The following is a 14,551-nucleotide window of genomic DNA, read 5'->3' as shown; positions in this document are numbered from 1 at the left end:
ACGTTCTCGTCGGGAGTCCGCCGCCGGCCTTGCAGGTCAGCTCACCGGACGGGCGCGGTCGAGCGTGGACGGGGTGAGGACCGGGTGCGCCCGGAGGTACGCGATGAAGCCCTCGTGGTCGCGGTCGTTGCGGACCGGGTCGGTGAAGCCGGTGAACACCGTCGTACCGTCGCCGCCGATCAGCGTGTAGGCGAGCGCGGCGACCCGGTAGTTCCGCGTCAGGTCGAGCGGCTTGCCGTCGATGAGGACCTTCGTCGGGTCGACACGCTGACCGATCGGCTTGCCGGTGTCGTAGCTGTAGCTGACGTTCTGCGACACCGCGAACGGCGCGAACTTCACGGTCCCGTTCGCCTGCGGCACCCACTGCGCCTCGAACGCCGCATGCAGCTGGGTCCCCGGCAGCGTGACGGTCAGGATCGGGTTGCCGTACCCGAACGCGTTCCACGCCTCGCCGAACAGCACGGTCCCGTCGGCGTCGGCCGCATTGGTGCCCTTGGCAAACAACAGGTCGCCGGTCAGCGCGTTCGACCCGGACACCGGCTTGGTCGAGATCAGCGCGAGGTCGGCGCGGCCGTCGCGGTGCTGGTTCGCGTCCCAGTACGCGAAGTCCGCGGCCAGGTTGCCCATCGTGCTCTCGCCGGACGCGTTCGCCGTCCGGGTGAAGTCGCCGGTGATCTTCGCGAGCGGGGCGGCGTACCGCTTCTGGCCCTTCGCGGTCCAGTAGTCGGCGATGTGCTGAAGCTCCTCGTCGACCGGGACGTCGCGGGTGTTCGCGTGGTTCGTCGACGTGGTGAGCTCGCGGATCACCTCGCCGGTGCGCGGGTCCAGCTTGAGGTTGATCTCGTTGATCAGCGAGCCGTGGTTGCCGGCCTCGACGACCGGCCGCGGTACGCCGTTCGGGTCCGGGACCATCATGTTGAACCGGCAGTGCCAGTGCCCGGTGACGATCGCGGCGATGTCCGGGGACGCGTTCGCGGCCAGCTGGAACACCGGGCCGGACGGGTTCGTGCCCGCGTTGTAGTCGTTCCCGGCGACGCCGCCGTCGTGGATGTTGATCACGATCGCGTTCACGCCGCGGGCCTTCAGCTGGGCGGCGAGCTTGTTCGCCTGCTCGACGTCGGACAGCGACTTGAGGCCCGGCTGGTACGACGTGGAGCCCGTCGGGGTGTCCATCACGGTCAGGTGGATGAACGCGATCGGCAGCTTCTTGCCGTGCCCGGCGTCCACCCACTCGATGTTGTACGGCGGGACGATCGTCCGGCCGGTGTCCTTGTGCACGATGTTGGCCGTGTAGAACCGGAAGTTCGCGCCGCGGAACTTGTGGCCGGTCGAGTCGACGAAGTTGTCGTCGCGGCCGTTCACCGGGTACGGCGCACCGTGCTCCATGTGGTCGACCAGGAAGCTCACCGACTGGTCGAGCTCGTGGTTCCCGACCGTGCTGAACTGCAGGCCGAGCGCGTTGAGCGCCTCGACGGTCGGCTCGTTGGCGTGCGCGTCGATCTCGAACGGCCAGCCGGAGAAGTTGTCCCCGGAGGAGAAGAAGAGCGAGTTCTTCCGGCCCTCGCGGAGCCGCTTGAGATGCGTGGCCATGTACCCGACACCGCCGACGGTCACCTGGACGCCGCCGGCGCCGGTGATCACGCTGCCCTGGCTCGGCGTCGTCGGCTGCAGGTAGCCGTGCAGGTCGGTGATGTTCAGCAGCTGTACGTCGACGTACCCGGAGGCGTCGGCGGTGGCGTCTAGGGCGTGCGGGGTGGCGTAGGCGACGTCGCCGACCGCAGTGGCGGTGGCGAGGGCTCCGGTGGCGGTGAGGAACGTCCGGCGGCGGATCCGACTGTTCACAGCGAACCTACTTCCTGGCAGGGGGATGCGCGTTCTTGCGCATTATTGCCTCTTTCCGACATTATTAAGCCGCGAGATCGGATGGCCGTCAACGGCCCGCTGAACAAAGGCGGAACTCAGATACTGCGTGCGGCCAACTGCGGAAGCGGTCCGCGGGCGGGGGAGAGGAGGCGGTCGTTGAGCGCGTCCAGCGCGAGGCTCGCGGCGCCGAGCGCGACGCAGAGTGCGCCCAGGGTGGAGGCGCGGAGCTCGGGGACGCGCGGGCAGAGCTTCTCCAGCTCGGCCCGGAGCGGGTCGAGGAGCACGTCGGCTGCCTGTGAGAACGCGCCGCCGAGGACGAGCATGCGGGGATCGACGATCGCAATCGCTGTCGCTGCTGCGACAGCCATCGCCTGCGCGTACCTCCGCACCGCGGCACGCGCCGCGCGATCCCCGGTACGCGCAGCGGCAAAGGCCCGCTCGGCCTTGTCCACCACCGGAACGTCGTCCGCCACGACGTCGTGCAAGTAGCCGAGAGCCGCCTCCCACGCCACACCACGCAAGCCGGACATGTCAGCCGCCGCCCCGAACGCCCCCCGCCGCAACTTCCCGTCCAGCACCAGAGCCAGCCCCGTGCGCCGCCCCGCATGCAAGAACACCATGTCCGTCGGCAGCGCCGAGCCCGCTCCACCCAAGCCCCCAACGCCACCACCACCAACGCGACCGCCGCCGCCGGCGGCGGGTGGTGGTGGCCAGGCTCTTCTTTGTTCGGCGAGGGCTGCTAGTTGGCTGTCGTTGTCGGCTACTGCAAGGTGGGTCTTGAAGTGGGTGGGGAGGTTGGTGCCGGCCCAGTCGGGGATGGCGTTGGCCTGGACGACTGTGCCGGTGGGGTCGACGATTCCGGTGGTGCCGGCGCCGACTGCCCAGACGCGGCTTGCGGGGACGCCGGCTTCCGCGGCGCAGGCGGTGACCACTTCGTCGGCGACGGCGAGTCGTTCGGCGCGGGGGAGTTCGGGGGTTACCGTCTGGCGGGTGTTCGCGAGTATCCGGCCGTCGAGGTCGACCAGCACCCCGCGGACGGAGTACGCGCCGATGTCGAGCCCCACGACGTACCCGGCCTCCGCGCGGAAGCGGTAGCTGCGGGCCGGCCGCCCGCGGCCGCGGATCGCGGGGCTCTCCTCGACCAGCCAGCGCCGTTCGACCAGACTCGCCAGCACCTCTTCGACGGCAGTCCGCCCGAGCCCGCTCTCCTCGACGATCTGCGCGACCCGCAGCTCCCCGGCGGCACGCACCGCGGCCAGCACCGCCCGCTCGTTGAGCCGCCGCAACCGCGAGGGATCGCCGCCGTCCGCCACCATGATCGCCCAGCATAGGACCGAAGAACCCATTCATCGGTACAGGACAGTGGTCACCAGAGCGGCCAAGCAGGTGAGGAAGTAGAGGGACCACGGGCCGAGGTTCAGCGCGCGGGCGCGGACGTGCGCGGTGAGCGCACCGAGGAAGTACAGGACAAGACCACCGGCTGCCAGCACACCCAGCACCGGAACCGCCAGCCCGGCCACCAACCCGAGCGCCCCGGCCCCGAGCAGGGTGGTGGCCAGGTAGGCGGCGTACACGAGGACTCCGATCCGTAGAGGTGCCTCACGGGCGAGGCACCTACGCCGGATGTGACAGTCCGCGGAGTTTCTCCGGATTGCTGACCACGTGGATCGCCTGCACCGCGCCGTCGACCAGGTGCAGCGTGACCCCGAGCACCGGCCCGTCCGTGGACCGGATCGTGAGGCCGGGCGCCCCGTTGAGCTCCTCGATCGCGTACTGCGATCCGGCCGGACGCCGCCCGGATCCGACCAGGAACGCGCGCGCGACGGCCAGCGGCCCGGCGACCGGTTTGCGCGGCGCCCCGGTGAGTCCGCCGCCGTCGCTGATCAGCGTGACGTCCGGCGCGAGGACCGCCATCAGCGCCTCCACGTCGCCGTTCTCGCAGGCGGCGAGGAACCGTTCGGTGACCTGCTGCTGGGTGGCACGATCGGTGTCGTACCGCCGGCGCCGCGCGGCGACCGCCTTCCGCGCGCGATGCGCCAGCTGCCGTACGTCGGCGACCTGCCGGTTGAGGACGCCGGCGATCTCGGCGTAGCTGTACCCGAACGCCTCGTTCAGCACGAACACCGCCCGCTCGGTCGGCGACAGCGCCTCGAGGACGAGCAGTACGGCGGTCGACACCGAGTCCGCCCGTACGACGTCCTCGGCAGCATCCGGCGTGGTGAGCAGGGGTCCGGGAGCCACGGGCCGACGTACGACTCCCGCCGGACCGCCGCGCTGCGCAGCCAGGCGTCCTGTACGACGTCCTGCGCATCGGCCACACTCCCGAGCAGCCGGTACGCGACGGCGTACAGCAATCCCCGATGCTCCGCGAACAAGCCAGATTGCACTTCAACAAACCGTTGACGCCGTTTCACCCGTGTGCCACTCTATCGCTGTTCGGAATCTTCTTTCCGTAGACCGGAAAAGCGCTCCGCTGAGGAGGCAGACATGGCATCCACCACCGCTGCACCCGCCCGCCCCGAAGACGAACGGCTGCCCTTCCCGCAGCTCCTTGTCTACGGCACGCAGCACATCCTGACGATGTACGGCGGGCTGATCGCGCCGCCGCTGATCGTCGGCAGCGCGGCCGGGCTGTCCGCGCCGGACATCGGGCTGCTGGTCACGGCCGGCATCTTCATCAGCGGTCTCGCGACGCTGCTGCAGTCGCTGGGACTCGGACCGTTCGGTGCCCGATTGCCCATCGTGCAAGGGATCTCGTTCGCCAGCGTGTCCACGATGGTGTCGATCGCGTCGCACGGCGGGGTCCGGCCGGTGTTCGGCGCGATCCTGGTGGCGGGCGTGGTCGGCGTGATCGCGTCGTCGTTCTTCGCGCACCTGGTCAAGCTGTTCCCGCCGGTCGTCACGGGGTCGATCATCACGGTGATCGGGGTGTCGCTGCTGCCGGTGGCGTTCGACTGGGCGCTCGGCGGGGTCGGCGCAAAGGGGTACGGGAACCCGAGCAACATCGCGCTCGCCGGCCTGACGCTGCTGGTGATCCTGGTGATCAGCCGGGTCTTCCAGGGATTCGTGTCCAGGTTGTCGATCCTGATCGGGATGATCGCCGGCACCCTGGTCGCGGTCCCGTGGGGCAAGGCCGACTTCTCCGCCGTACCGCACGGGAAGGTGGTCGCGTTCCCGCCGATCTTCGGGCTCGGTACGCCGGTGTTCGACGCCGGCGCGATCGTCGCGATGACGATCGTGATCTTCGTGATCATGACCGAGACGATGGCCGACATCGTCGCGATCGGGCAGATCGTCGAGACCCCGGTCGACCACAAGCGGGTCGCGAACGGGCTGCGCGCGGACATGTTGTCGAGCACCGTCGCGCCGGTGTTCGGCGCGTTCCCGGCGAGCGCGTTCGCGCAGAACGTCGGGCTGGTGGCGATCACCGGGATCAAGTCCCGGTTCACCGTCGCGGTCGGCGGCGGGGTGCTGGTCCTGCTCGGGCTGGTGCCGATCTTCGGCCGGGTGGTCGCGGCGATCCCCGCGCCCGTGCTCGGCGGGGCAGGGATCGTACTGTTCGGATCGGTCGCGGCGAGCGGCATCCGGACCCTGTCGCGGGTCGAGTACGCCGACAACCTGAACCTGGTCGTGGTCGCGGTGGCGATCGCGATGGGCCTGGTACCGATCGCGCGGCCGCACTTCTGGGACAAGTTCCCGTCGGGCGTCGGCGTCGTCCTGGACTCGGGCATCAGCGCCGCGGCCGTCACCGCCGTACTGCTCAACCTGTTCTTCAACCGCTGGCGTGCGCTGGTGAAGGACAAGCCGTCGGTGTTCGCGGCGGCACCGGACGAACGCGGGAACACGCTGCCGACCGAGTCCTAGCGTTCTCAGAGGGCTGCGATGCCCTTGGTGGTGGTGAGGAGGCCGCCGGTCAGGGCCAGCAGGAGGACGAGGGTTCGGGCGATGGAGTTGGGGATGCGGGTGGCGAGGAGGGCGCCGAGGGCGGCGCCCAGGGGGAGCGTGACGGCGGTGGCCAGCCATTGCGGGGCCGTCAGGGGTGGGACGCCGCGGGTCAGCAGCGAGAAGAGGTTGACCATTGCGCCGTAGCACAGGGCGTTGGGGACGAATTCGCGGATGGTCCAGTCGGCGTTGACGGCGTACAGCGAGACGGGTGGACCGCCCAGGCCGGCGGCGGTGTTCATGAAACCGCCGGTGGCGCCGGCGGTGAGGGCGCCGGGAAGTCCTTTGAGGGCGGGGATCCGGAGTCCGATCAGCAGGAGCGTCGCGGTGAGCGTGACGAGGGCACCCATGACGGTCAGCAGTACGGGGGCGGGGAGGACGCGAGCGAACCAGGCGCCGATCGGGGCGGTGCAGGCGGCCGCGATGATCAGCGGGACCATCGCGCGGAGGCGGACGTGACGCCAGCCGCGGGCCAGGCCGAGCAGGCAGACGACGCCGGCAGCGCAGTTCGCGAAGGTGACGCCGTCGGCGGGCCCGAGCACGATCACCAGCGCGGGGACCGACACGAGCGCGAAGCCCATGCCGGTCAGCCATTGCACGAACGCTCCGAGCAGGACGACTCCGCCCAGCAGCAGGAGTTCCACTACAGGTCGGTGTAGCCGAGCCAGGCGCCGGCGGCGAAGCCGGCGGTGGGGGATTCCAGGGTCTCGAGTTCGAGGACGGTCAGGTTGTTGGTGCCGTCAACGAGCACGGGGGCGGGGACGTAGAGCGTCTGCTGGGGCCCACGGCGCCAGTAGCGGCCGAGCGGGAAGCCGTTGATCCAGGCGTAACCCTTGCCCCAGGCATCGGTCTTCAGGAACAGGTCGGACGTCGCGTCCGTCTCGAAGGTTGCGCGCCAGGCGGTGGGACCGGTGCCGACCGTGGTGGGCGTGGCGCCGGCGGACTGCCACAGCCGGGGCAGGTGGTCGAGGTCGATCACGCACACGGACCAGTCGTCCAGTTCCGCGGATCCCAGCGTCACCGGACCGATCAGGCCCTTCGGTTCGCCGATGCGGGGGCCGTAGTTGACGCGCCCCATGTCCTCGACGACCAGTTCGAGACGGCCGCGGGTGTGCGGGAGCATGATCGTGCGTTCGTGCCGTTCCCGTTCCAGTACGCCGACCGGCGCGCCGTCGAGGTACACCTGGAGCCGGTCACGCACCTCGCCGAACGACAGCGCGGCCGGTCCGCCGTGCCGGAGTTCGGTGCGGAAGATCGCCAGCCGGGCGTCGAGGTCGTCCAGCGTCGGTACGGCGTGATGCTCCGACCAGGTCCCGCCCGGGCAGGCGAGCAGGCCGACCGGGTCCGCCAATGCAACGTTGAACTCAGGCGCGGACGGCGCCGCCGCCGGCACCGCGGAAGGTACGTCGGCGTACCGCGAGATCACGTCGCGGAAGGCGAAGAACTTCTCGGTCGGGTGGCCGGCCTCGTCGAGCGGCGCGTCGTAGTCGTACGACGTGATCGTCGCCCGGTACACGCCCTTGTCGTTCGCGCCGCTGGTCAGCCCGAAGTTCGTCCCGCCGTGGAACATGTAGATGTTCACCGACGCGCCCGTGGCGAGCAGCGCGTCGAGTTCGGCCGCGGCGTCGGCCGCCGAGGTGGTGTGGTGCCGCCCGCCCCAGTAGTCGAACCACCCGTCCCAGAACTCCATACACATCAACGGCCCGGTCGGCTGGTGCCGGCGCAGGGTCGCCAGCCGTTCGGCGGCGCGGGACCCGAACGACCCGGTCCGCAGTACGCCGTCCAGCCCGCCCGCGGCGAGCATCTCGTCGGTCGGCTGGTCGACCGTGACGAGCGGGACCGTGGTGCGGGCGCGGATCACCTCGGTCAACGCCTTGAGGTACGTCTGGTCGGACCCGAAAGCGCCGTACTCGTTCTCCACCTGCACGAGCAGAACCGGTCCGCCCTGGTCGATCTGCAACGGCCGGACGATCTCCAGCACGCTGTCCAGGTACGACGTCAGCGCGGTCATGAACTGCGGCTCGTACCGCCGTACTCCGATGCCCGGCGTGCGCAGCAGCCAGGGCGGCAGGCCGCCGTTGTCGAGCTCGGCGCAGATGTACGGCCCGGGCCGGACGATCGCGTACATCCCGGCCGCGGCCACTTCGCGCAGGAAGCGGCCGAGGTCGAGGATTCCGGTGCTGCCGAACTCGCCGGGGCGCGGCGCGTGCAGGTTCCACGGGACGTACGTCTCGATCGTGTTGAGCCCCATCTGCCGCGCCTTCGCGATGCGGTCGGCCCAGCAGTCCGGGTGCACCCGGAAGTAGTGCAGCGCACCGGAGATGATCTGGAACGGGCGGCCGTCCAGCAGGAAGTCGGACTCGCCGATCGCGAAGTCGGGCACGGGATCTCGTTTCTCTCGAGGCCTTGTCAGCCGTTCACCTGGAAGCCCTGCTGGTTACCATACGAAACCAGGGCATCCTGCCAGGCTTTCAGGCCGGTGTTGAGGTCGGACTTGTTCTGGTACGACTTGCCGACGGTGTCGCCGTAGATGCTGTTCGCGTAGAGCTCGTACGGCAGGTACGTCCAGCCCTTCACGACATCGCCCGCCGCCGCGGTCAGGACCTCGTTGATCTTCTGGCCGCCGAAGTACGCGCTGGCCTTGCCGACGAACGCCGGGTCCTTGAGGTCCGCGGTGGTCGCGGGGAAGCCGCCGCTGGCGAGGAACGTCTTGACGCCCTCGTCATGGTTCAGCCAGCGGACGAACGCTGCCGCGAGTGCCGGGTTCTTGCTCTGCTTGAGGACCGACTCCGTGCTGCCGCCGTTCTCCGCGGTGGCCGGCTGACCGTCGTACGTCGGCATCGGCGCAACCGCCCACTTGCCGGCGCCGGCCTTCACCGAGGACTCCATCACGCCGGGCATCCAGGCACCGGTCGGCAGCGTCGCGATCGTGCCGTCGCCGAGTGCCTTGTACCACTCGTCGGTCCAGCCGGGGATGTTCGACACCAGGCCGCCCTGGACGAGCTGGTTCCAGGTGCCGGTCCACTTCTTCGAGCCGTCGTCCTGCAGGTTGACCGTGACGTTCTTGCCGTCGGTCTTGAACGGCGTACCGCCGGCTTGCCAGATCATGCTGGTGGTGAACCCGGCGTCGCCGGAGTCGTTGGTGATGTACGCCTTCGGGTTCGCGGCGTGCAGCTTCTTCGCGGCGGCGACGTACTCGTCCCAGGTCTTCGGTACGGCGATCCCGTACTTGGCGAAGACCTCCTTGTTGTAGAACAGCGCCATCGGCCCGGAGTCCTGCGGGAGGCCGTACAGCCCGCTGCCGGCGTGCACCGAGGACCAGGTGGAGGCGGTGTAGGACGACTCGTACTGCGAGAACCCGTACTGGTTCAGGTCGACGAGCGAACCGGGCAGCGCGAACTGCGGGAGCGCCTGGTACTCGACCTGCGCGACGTCGGGGGCGCCGGAGCCGGCCTTGATGACGTTCTGGAGCTTGGTGTACTGGTCGTTGCCGGTGCCGGCGTTGACCAGGTTCACCTTCACGTTCGGGTACTGCTTCATGAACGCGGTGACCTGCGCCTGCGCGGACGGCGTCCAGCTCCAGTACGTGAGCTCGCCGCCCGCCTTCAACGCCGCGTCGACCGCGTCCGGCGAACCGGTGCTCGAACTGCTCGAACTGCTCGACGTGCTGGAACCGCCGCAGGCGGCGACCGCCGCGAGCGCCGTGAGCGCGGCTCCGGCGACCACCAGCCGCCGGATGCCCCACCGACTTACCTTCATCTTGGTGCCTTTCACTTGACCGAACCAGCGGACAGGCCTGACTGCCAGAAGCGCTGGAGAAGGAGGAAGGCGATCACCAGCGGAACGATCGTCAGCAACGATCCGGTGATCACCAGGTTGTAGATGGGGCGGGCGCCCACTCCGGTCGCCTGGTTGCTCCACTGGGTGAGCCCGACCGTGAGCGGGTACAGATTCGGCTTGCTGAGCATGATCAGCGGCAGGAAGTAGTTGTTCCAGGTCGAGACCATCGCGAACAGCAAGGTGGTGACGATGCCGGGGGCAAGCAACCGGAGCGCCACCGTGAAGAATGTGCGGACCTCGCCGGCGCCGTCGATCCGGGCCGCCTCAAGCAGCTCCGGCGGGACCGCGTCGGCGGAGTACACCCACATCAAGTACAGGCCGAACGGGCTGACCAGCGACGGGATGATGATCGCCCAGACGGTGTTGGTCAGGCCGAGGTTCGAGAACATCAGGAATGTCGGGACCGCGAGCGCGGTGCCCGGTACGGCGACCGCTCCGAGCAGTACGGCGAACACCGCGCGGCGGCCGGCGAACTTGTACTTCGCCAGCCCGTAGCCGGCCGCGGTCGCGAGCAGCGTCGCCCCGCCGGCGCCGACCACGACGTACAGGACCGTGTTGGCGAGCCAGTGCAGGAAGATGCCGCCGTCGTACGTCAGCGTGTCCTTGATGTTGGCGAAGAACGCGAAGCTCTTGCCGAACCACAGGCCTGGCGTGGAGAGCAGGTCGTCCTGGGTCTTGGTTGCGCTCAGCAACAGCCAGGCGAGCGGGACGATTGTGTAGAGCAAGTACAGCACCATTACCGCGGTCAGGACTTTGGAGCGCTTGGTTTTCACAGCGCCTCCCGGGAGCCGCGGAGCTGGACGACGTACGCGATGATCGCGGTGATGATGCCCATCACGATCGCGACGGTGGCCGAGTAGTTGAACTGCTGGCCGGCGAACGAGAGGTTGTAGGCGTACATGTTCGGGGTGTAGTAGGTGTTGATCACGTTCGGCGCGAGGGTGCGCAGGATGTTCGGCTCGTTGAAGAGCTGGAAGCTGCCGATGATCGAGAAGATCGTCGCGATCACGATCGCGCCGCGGAGCGCGGGCAGCTTCACCGCGAGGATCGTCCGGAACGTGCCGGCGCCGTCGATCGCCGCCGCCTCGTACAGCTCACCGGGGACGGTGCGGAGCGCCGAGAAGAAGATCAGCATGTTGTAGCCGACGAACTCCCAGGTGACGATGTTGGCGATCGACGGCAGCATCCAGTTGCCGCTCAGCGGTTTCAGGGCGGTGCCGAGCAGGTCGTTGAGGTTCGCCACGAGGCCGAAGTTGTCGCCGTAGATGTAGCCCCACATCAGGACGGCGACCACGCCGGGGACGGCGTACGGCAGGAAGATCACGATCCGGAAGAAGCCGGCCGCGTGCAGCCGGGCGCTGTCGATCGCGAGCGCCGCGAGCAGTGCGAGGACCAGCATCACCGGGACCTGGACGACCAGGAAGATCGCCACCCGGCCGAAGGACTCCCAGAACTTCGGGTCCTGCAGCGCCTCGGCGTAGTTGGAGAGGCCGACGAAGGTGCGGCCGCCGAAGAACGCCTGCTCGCGGAACAGGCTGAGGTAGATCGCGTACCCGATCGGGGCCAGGAAGGTGACCGCGAAGACGACCAGGAACGGGCCGACGAACAGCCAGCCCTTCCCGTCCTTCGACCACCGTTTGCGCCGGGTCGCGGGGGTGACGACCACCCGGTGCGCCGGCTGCTGGGCCACGGACTCCGCCATGTCCGTCGACCTCCGTTTCTGTTCGTTTCTGTTTACGCAAACATCTGAGCCGGACGCTAGCTTGTTTACGTGAACATGTCTAGGGGCGTGTGACGAAGGAGTCAGCCGGGCCCGAGCTGGAGGGTCAGCGGCGCTTGCGGGGTGCGGCGGTGCTCTCGCGGACGACGAGCGGTGCCGCGACGGTGCCGTGGAAGTCGGTGAGCGGGGCGCGCTGGCGGAGCTGGCGGAGGATCAGCTCGACCAGTTCGTTGCCGATCTGCTGGAACTGCTGGCGGACCGTGGTCAGCGGCGGCCAGAAGTGTTCGGCCAGGTCGATGTCGTCGAAGCCGACCACGCTCACGTCGCGCGGTACGTCGCGGCCGGCCTCGTGCAGGGCGTGGATCAGGCCGCACGCCATCTCGTCGTTCGCGGCGAAGACTGCTGTGACGTCCTTGCGCTTTGCGATCGCTTTGCCGAGTTCGTACCCGGAGTCCGCGGACCAGCCGCCGCGGAGGATCGCCGGTACTTTGCGGCCCGCCTCTTCCAGCGTCTGCCGCCAGGCGGTCGCGCGCAGGTCGGCCGGGCCGGAGTCGTCCGGGCCGGCGAGATGGTGCACGGTCTTGTGGCCGAGGTCCAGCAGATGCTGTACGGCGGCTTTGCTGCCGCCGGCCTGGTCCGCGCCGATCGCCGGGTGATGGCCGATGAACCGCGAGTCCGAGACCGCGACCGGCAGCGTCGGCGGGAGGGCGAGCGCGGTCGGCGTGGCGGTCTCGGCGCGGATGATGATCAGGCCGTCAATCGCCTGGTGGTTGAGCTGCTGGACCGCGTCGCTGACGTCGCTCGACGAGGGGGTCTCGACGTCGACCAGGCTGACCGAGTACCCCTCGCGGCGGGCCGCTTCGATGACCGCCTCGATGGTTTTCGACTCGCCGGTGCGGATCACCTGGTGCGCGATCAGCCCGATCGACCGGAAGTTGCCGCGCCGGAGTGCGCGGGCCGCGTGGTTGGGCGCGTACCCGAGTTCGCGCATCGCGTCCAGCACCCGTTCCTTGGTCTCCGGACGCACCGGCTCCGCCCCGGTCGACACCCGCGACACAGTCTGCGCCGAAACCCCGGCCAAGCGCGCCACGTCCCCGATCGAAGGCCCCGACTTCGGATGCCCCTTGACTCCGCGCCGCGACGGCTTGGCCTGGTTCGACATGAGATCAATATAAGAGAGGTGGATCAGCTGGTGCGGGCGAGCATTAGCCAGCTGAGTTGGATGTCGGGGGAGCGGGTGGGAGTGATGGTGACCGTGATGTTGCCGTTGGCCCCGACCTGGATGCCGGGGTAGGAGGCGGCGGTGCCGGTGGTGGTGAAGAGGCGTTGGGTGTCTACGACGGTGCCGTTCACGGTGACCTGGGCGGCGCGGTTGGCCCAGGGCCAGGGGTCGTAGTAGCCGGCGTGGACGGTGTAGGTGCCGGGCTCGAGGCCGCCGAAGGTATAGACGAGGGGCTCGTGGTTCTTCGCATAGCGGAGGGTTGTGTAGAGGTTGCCGGTGCCGGACGGAGCGCTGGCGCCGGTGTAGCCCCAGGTGGTGCCCGTCGTGGGGTCGGTACCCAGGGGTTGTTCCGGTGAGGAGTTGAGCAGCGGGCCGCCGGCTGTGGCGAGGGTGGTCCAGTCAGGGGTGACGGTGCCGCCGGCGTTGACGGCGTACCGGAGGTTGTGGGGTATGACGACGACCGAGCGGGTGAAGGTCCGGCCGTCGGACAAGGTGCCGCGGAGCTGGGCCGGGCCGGGTTGCACAACGCTCGCCGGGTCCCACGTGACAGGTAGTTGCTGCGATCCGCGGGCAGTAGTCACCGTGACCGAGGACGGCAGGTTGCTGGTGTCGTCGAGCCATACGTGATCCGGGATCGTGCTCGAAACGGTCCACCGCGTGTACGGCGTGAGGTCGCCCAACGACCACTCGTTGTCCGGCCCCACGGTCAGCGAGCCGCCTTCGCCGAAGCTCATCGGCATCCACACGTACGGCGCGTTCGCGAGATCGCTCGGCGTCCACCGATCACCCATGAACAGGAACTTGTTCTGCTTGGCGTCGACCGTGACCACGTTCGTGCTCTGCGAAGAGTACGTCGTCGCCGCACCGGCCCCGGTGATCGGTACGCCGCGGTCGGTGAACTGCCCGAGGATGTTCTGCGACGTCGCATAGTGCAGCGGGTTCGGGTCCCACCCGGTCGCGCCGGACGTGAGCAGGTAGTACGTCCCCTCGGACTTGAACATCGCCGGCGCCTCGCGCTGGTTGCACGCCAGCGTCCGCGTGAAGTCCTTGCCCTGCACGGCCTGGTCGGGCGCCGCGGACAGGTACGTGTACGACTTGTTGAGCTTGGAGATGTACATCGTCCGGTTCTCCTCGGAGGAGTAGATGATGTACGCCGTCCCGTCGTCGTCCACGAACAGGTTCATGTCCCGTGCCATCCCGCCGGCCGGGTCGAACGACGACCCGCTGCCGCACCACGGCACCGAGTCGCTCGGTACGTGGTCCAATCGGTACGAGTCGATCCACCGGAACGGCCCCTTCGGGGAGTCCGCGATCGCGACCCCCGCCTCGGCGCGCGCGTAGTTCGACGTACTGGTCGGGGACGACGGTCCGTCGGAGTGCACCCACATCACCCACTTGCCGGTGGACCTGTTGTAGATGACCTTCGGCCGTTCGAGGATCGACGAGGTCGCCCAGCCGTCGGTACGGACGTTGTTCGTGGACAGGTCCCGCCAGACGCTCTCCTTCTGCGCGGGCGTGTAGTGCCTGTAGAGCTTCGCGAAGTACTTGTCGTTGTCGAACTGGTCGACCGAGCTCATCGCCCGCAGCGCGAGCCCTTCGTCCTTCCAGCGGTACAGGTCGTACGACGAGTACAGGTGCACGCCGGGGCTGTTGTAGTACCCGTTGCTGCGGTCCTCGCCGTACCAGTAGTAGATCTTCCGGCCGTCCTCGTCCTTCGCGGTGACGACCTGGCCGCCGTGCGCCTGGATCACCTGCCCGTTCGTGTCGAGCCACGGCTGACCGGGCCGGAACGAGCCGTCCGTCGTTGCCGTACTCGTCGCTGTACTTGTCGGGACCACCAACAAGCTGAGGCCGAGCGCGGCCAGCAGCACACCAATCACCATCCGAGTCCTGTGCACATCTGCTCCTCGGTTGCCACCAGGAATGTTTACGTGAACAGAGTCGGTGCAACCACCGCCGCGCGC

The 14,551-nt window shown here is 68.7% G+C and carries 12 protein-coding genes and 1 pseudogene; 1 reads left to right on the top strand and 12 read right to left on the bottom strand.

The annotated features are described in order from the left end of the window. Positions 1–36: 36 nt before the first annotated feature. The 5 genes and pseudogenes from ACXJJ3_RS11975 to ACXJJ3_RS11955 form a co-directional block, all read right to left on the bottom strand. A complete protein-coding gene (locus tag ACXJJ3_RS11975) occupies positions 37–1,842 on the bottom strand; it encodes a bifunctional metallophosphatase/5'-nucleotidase (protein WP_458170063.1) in 1,806 nt (601 codons plus the stop codon). A 116-nt stretch (positions 1,843–1,958) separates the two neighbouring features. Then, on the bottom strand, positions 1,959–3,179 hold the full coding sequence (locus ACXJJ3_RS11970) for an ROK family protein (RefSeq protein ID WP_458170062.1): 1,221 nt from the start codon (positions 3,177–3,179) through the stop codon (positions 1,959–1,961). A 30-nt stretch (positions 3,180–3,209) separates the two neighbouring features. Further along, a complete protein-coding gene (locus tag ACXJJ3_RS11965) occupies positions 3,210–3,437 on the bottom strand; it encodes a DoxX family protein (RefSeq protein WP_458170061.1) in 228 nt (75 codons plus the stop codon). A gap of 40 nt (positions 3,438–3,477) precedes the next feature. Next, on the bottom strand, positions 3,478–4,104 hold the full coding sequence (locus tag ACXJJ3_RS11960; RefSeq protein WP_458170060.1) for a sigma factor-like helix-turn-helix DNA-binding protein: 627 nt from the start codon (positions 4,102–4,104) through the stop codon (positions 3,478–3,480). 80 nt (positions 4,105–4,184) lie between these two features. Then, positions 4,185–4,250, bottom strand: a pseudogene (locus ACXJJ3_RS11955) (hypothetical protein); the annotation flags it as partial. A 100-nt stretch (positions 4,251–4,350) separates the two neighbouring features. Here ACXJJ3_RS11955 and ACXJJ3_RS11950 point away from each other — a divergent pair. Continuing rightward, positions 4,351–5,727 carry a nucleobase:cation symporter-2 family protein gene (locus ACXJJ3_RS11950; RefSeq protein ID WP_458170059.1) on the top strand — a complete coding sequence of 459 codons (1,377 nt, stop codon included), beginning with the start codon at positions 4,351–4,353 and terminating at the stop codon, positions 5,725–5,727. 5 nt (positions 5,728–5,732) lie between these two features. Here the strand turns inward: ACXJJ3_RS11950 and ACXJJ3_RS11945 are convergent, their stop codons facing one another. The 7 genes from ACXJJ3_RS11945 to ACXJJ3_RS11915 form a co-directional block, all read right to left on the bottom strand. Further along, positions 5,733–6,449, bottom strand: coding sequence for a TSUP family transporter (locus ACXJJ3_RS11945; protein ID WP_458170058.1), 717 nt, complete (start codon positions 6,447–6,449; stop codon positions 5,733–5,735). Then, the gene (locus ACXJJ3_RS11940; RefSeq protein WP_458170057.1) at positions 6,449–8,188 is read right to left on the bottom strand and encodes a beta-galactosidase; all 1,740 of its coding nucleotides are present in this window, start codon (positions 8,186–8,188) and stop codon (positions 6,449–6,451) included. The genes ACXJJ3_RS11945 and ACXJJ3_RS11940 overlap by 1 nt, the downstream gene beginning before the upstream one ends. Before the next feature lie 26 nt (positions 8,189–8,214). Continuing rightward, a complete protein-coding gene (locus tag ACXJJ3_RS11935; RefSeq protein ID WP_458170056.1) occupies positions 8,215–9,564 on the bottom strand; it encodes an ABC transporter substrate-binding protein in 1,350 nt (449 codons plus the stop codon). Between the two features lie 11 nt (positions 9,565–9,575). Further along, positions 9,576–10,418 (bottom strand): carbohydrate ABC transporter permease, encoded by an 843-nt coding sequence (locus tag ACXJJ3_RS11930; RefSeq protein WP_458170055.1) that lies wholly within the window; start codon positions 10,416–10,418, stop codon positions 9,576–9,578. Continuing rightward, positions 10,415–11,347: a carbohydrate ABC transporter permease gene (locus tag ACXJJ3_RS11925; RefSeq protein ID WP_458170054.1), complete on the bottom strand. Its 933-nt coding sequence runs from the start codon at positions 11,345–11,347 to the stop codon at positions 10,415–10,417. Before ACXJJ3_RS11925 ends, ACXJJ3_RS11930 begins: the two co-directional genes overlap by 4 nt. Positions 11,348–11,471: 124 nt before the next feature. Then, positions 11,472–12,527: a LacI family DNA-binding transcriptional regulator gene (locus ACXJJ3_RS11920; RefSeq protein ID WP_458170053.1), complete on the bottom strand. Its 1,056-nt coding sequence runs from the start codon at positions 12,525–12,527 to the stop codon at positions 11,472–11,474. A 23-nt stretch (positions 12,528–12,550) separates the two neighbouring features. Then, complete coding sequence (locus ACXJJ3_RS11915) at positions 12,551–14,470, bottom strand: glycoside hydrolase family 43 protein (protein WP_458170052.1); 1,920 nt, start codon at positions 14,468–14,470, stop codon at positions 12,551–12,553. Positions 14,471–14,551: the final 81 nt, after the last annotated feature.

This window comes from Kribbella sp. WER1 (assembly GCF_054189145.1).
This window is presented reverse-complemented; position numbering and strand designations above follow the sequence as displayed.

Coding starts and splice junctions, on each gene's coding strand:
- ACXJJ3_RS11950 (WP_458170059.1), top strand. CDS start 4,351: ATGGCATCCACCACCGCTGCACCCGCCCGCCCCGAAGACGAACGGCTG.
- ACXJJ3_RS11920 (WP_458170053.1), bottom strand. CDS start 12,527: ATGTCGAACCAGGCCAAGCCGTCGCGGCGCGGAGTCAAGGGGCATCCG.
- ACXJJ3_RS11935 (WP_458170056.1), bottom strand. CDS start 9,564: ATGAAGGTAAGTCGGTGGGGCATCCGGCGGCTGGTGGTCGCCGGAGCC.
- ACXJJ3_RS11915 (WP_458170052.1), bottom strand. CDS start 14,470: ATGGTGATTGGTGTGCTGCTGGCCGCGCTCGGCCTCAGCTTGTTGGTG.
- ACXJJ3_RS11970 (WP_458170062.1), bottom strand. CDS start 3,179: ATGGTGGCGGACGGCGGCGATCCCTCGCGGTTGCGGCGGCTCAACGAG.
- ACXJJ3_RS11925 (WP_458170054.1), bottom strand. CDS start 11,347: ATGGCGGAGTCCGTGGCCCAGCAGCCGGCGCACCGGGTGGTCGTCACC.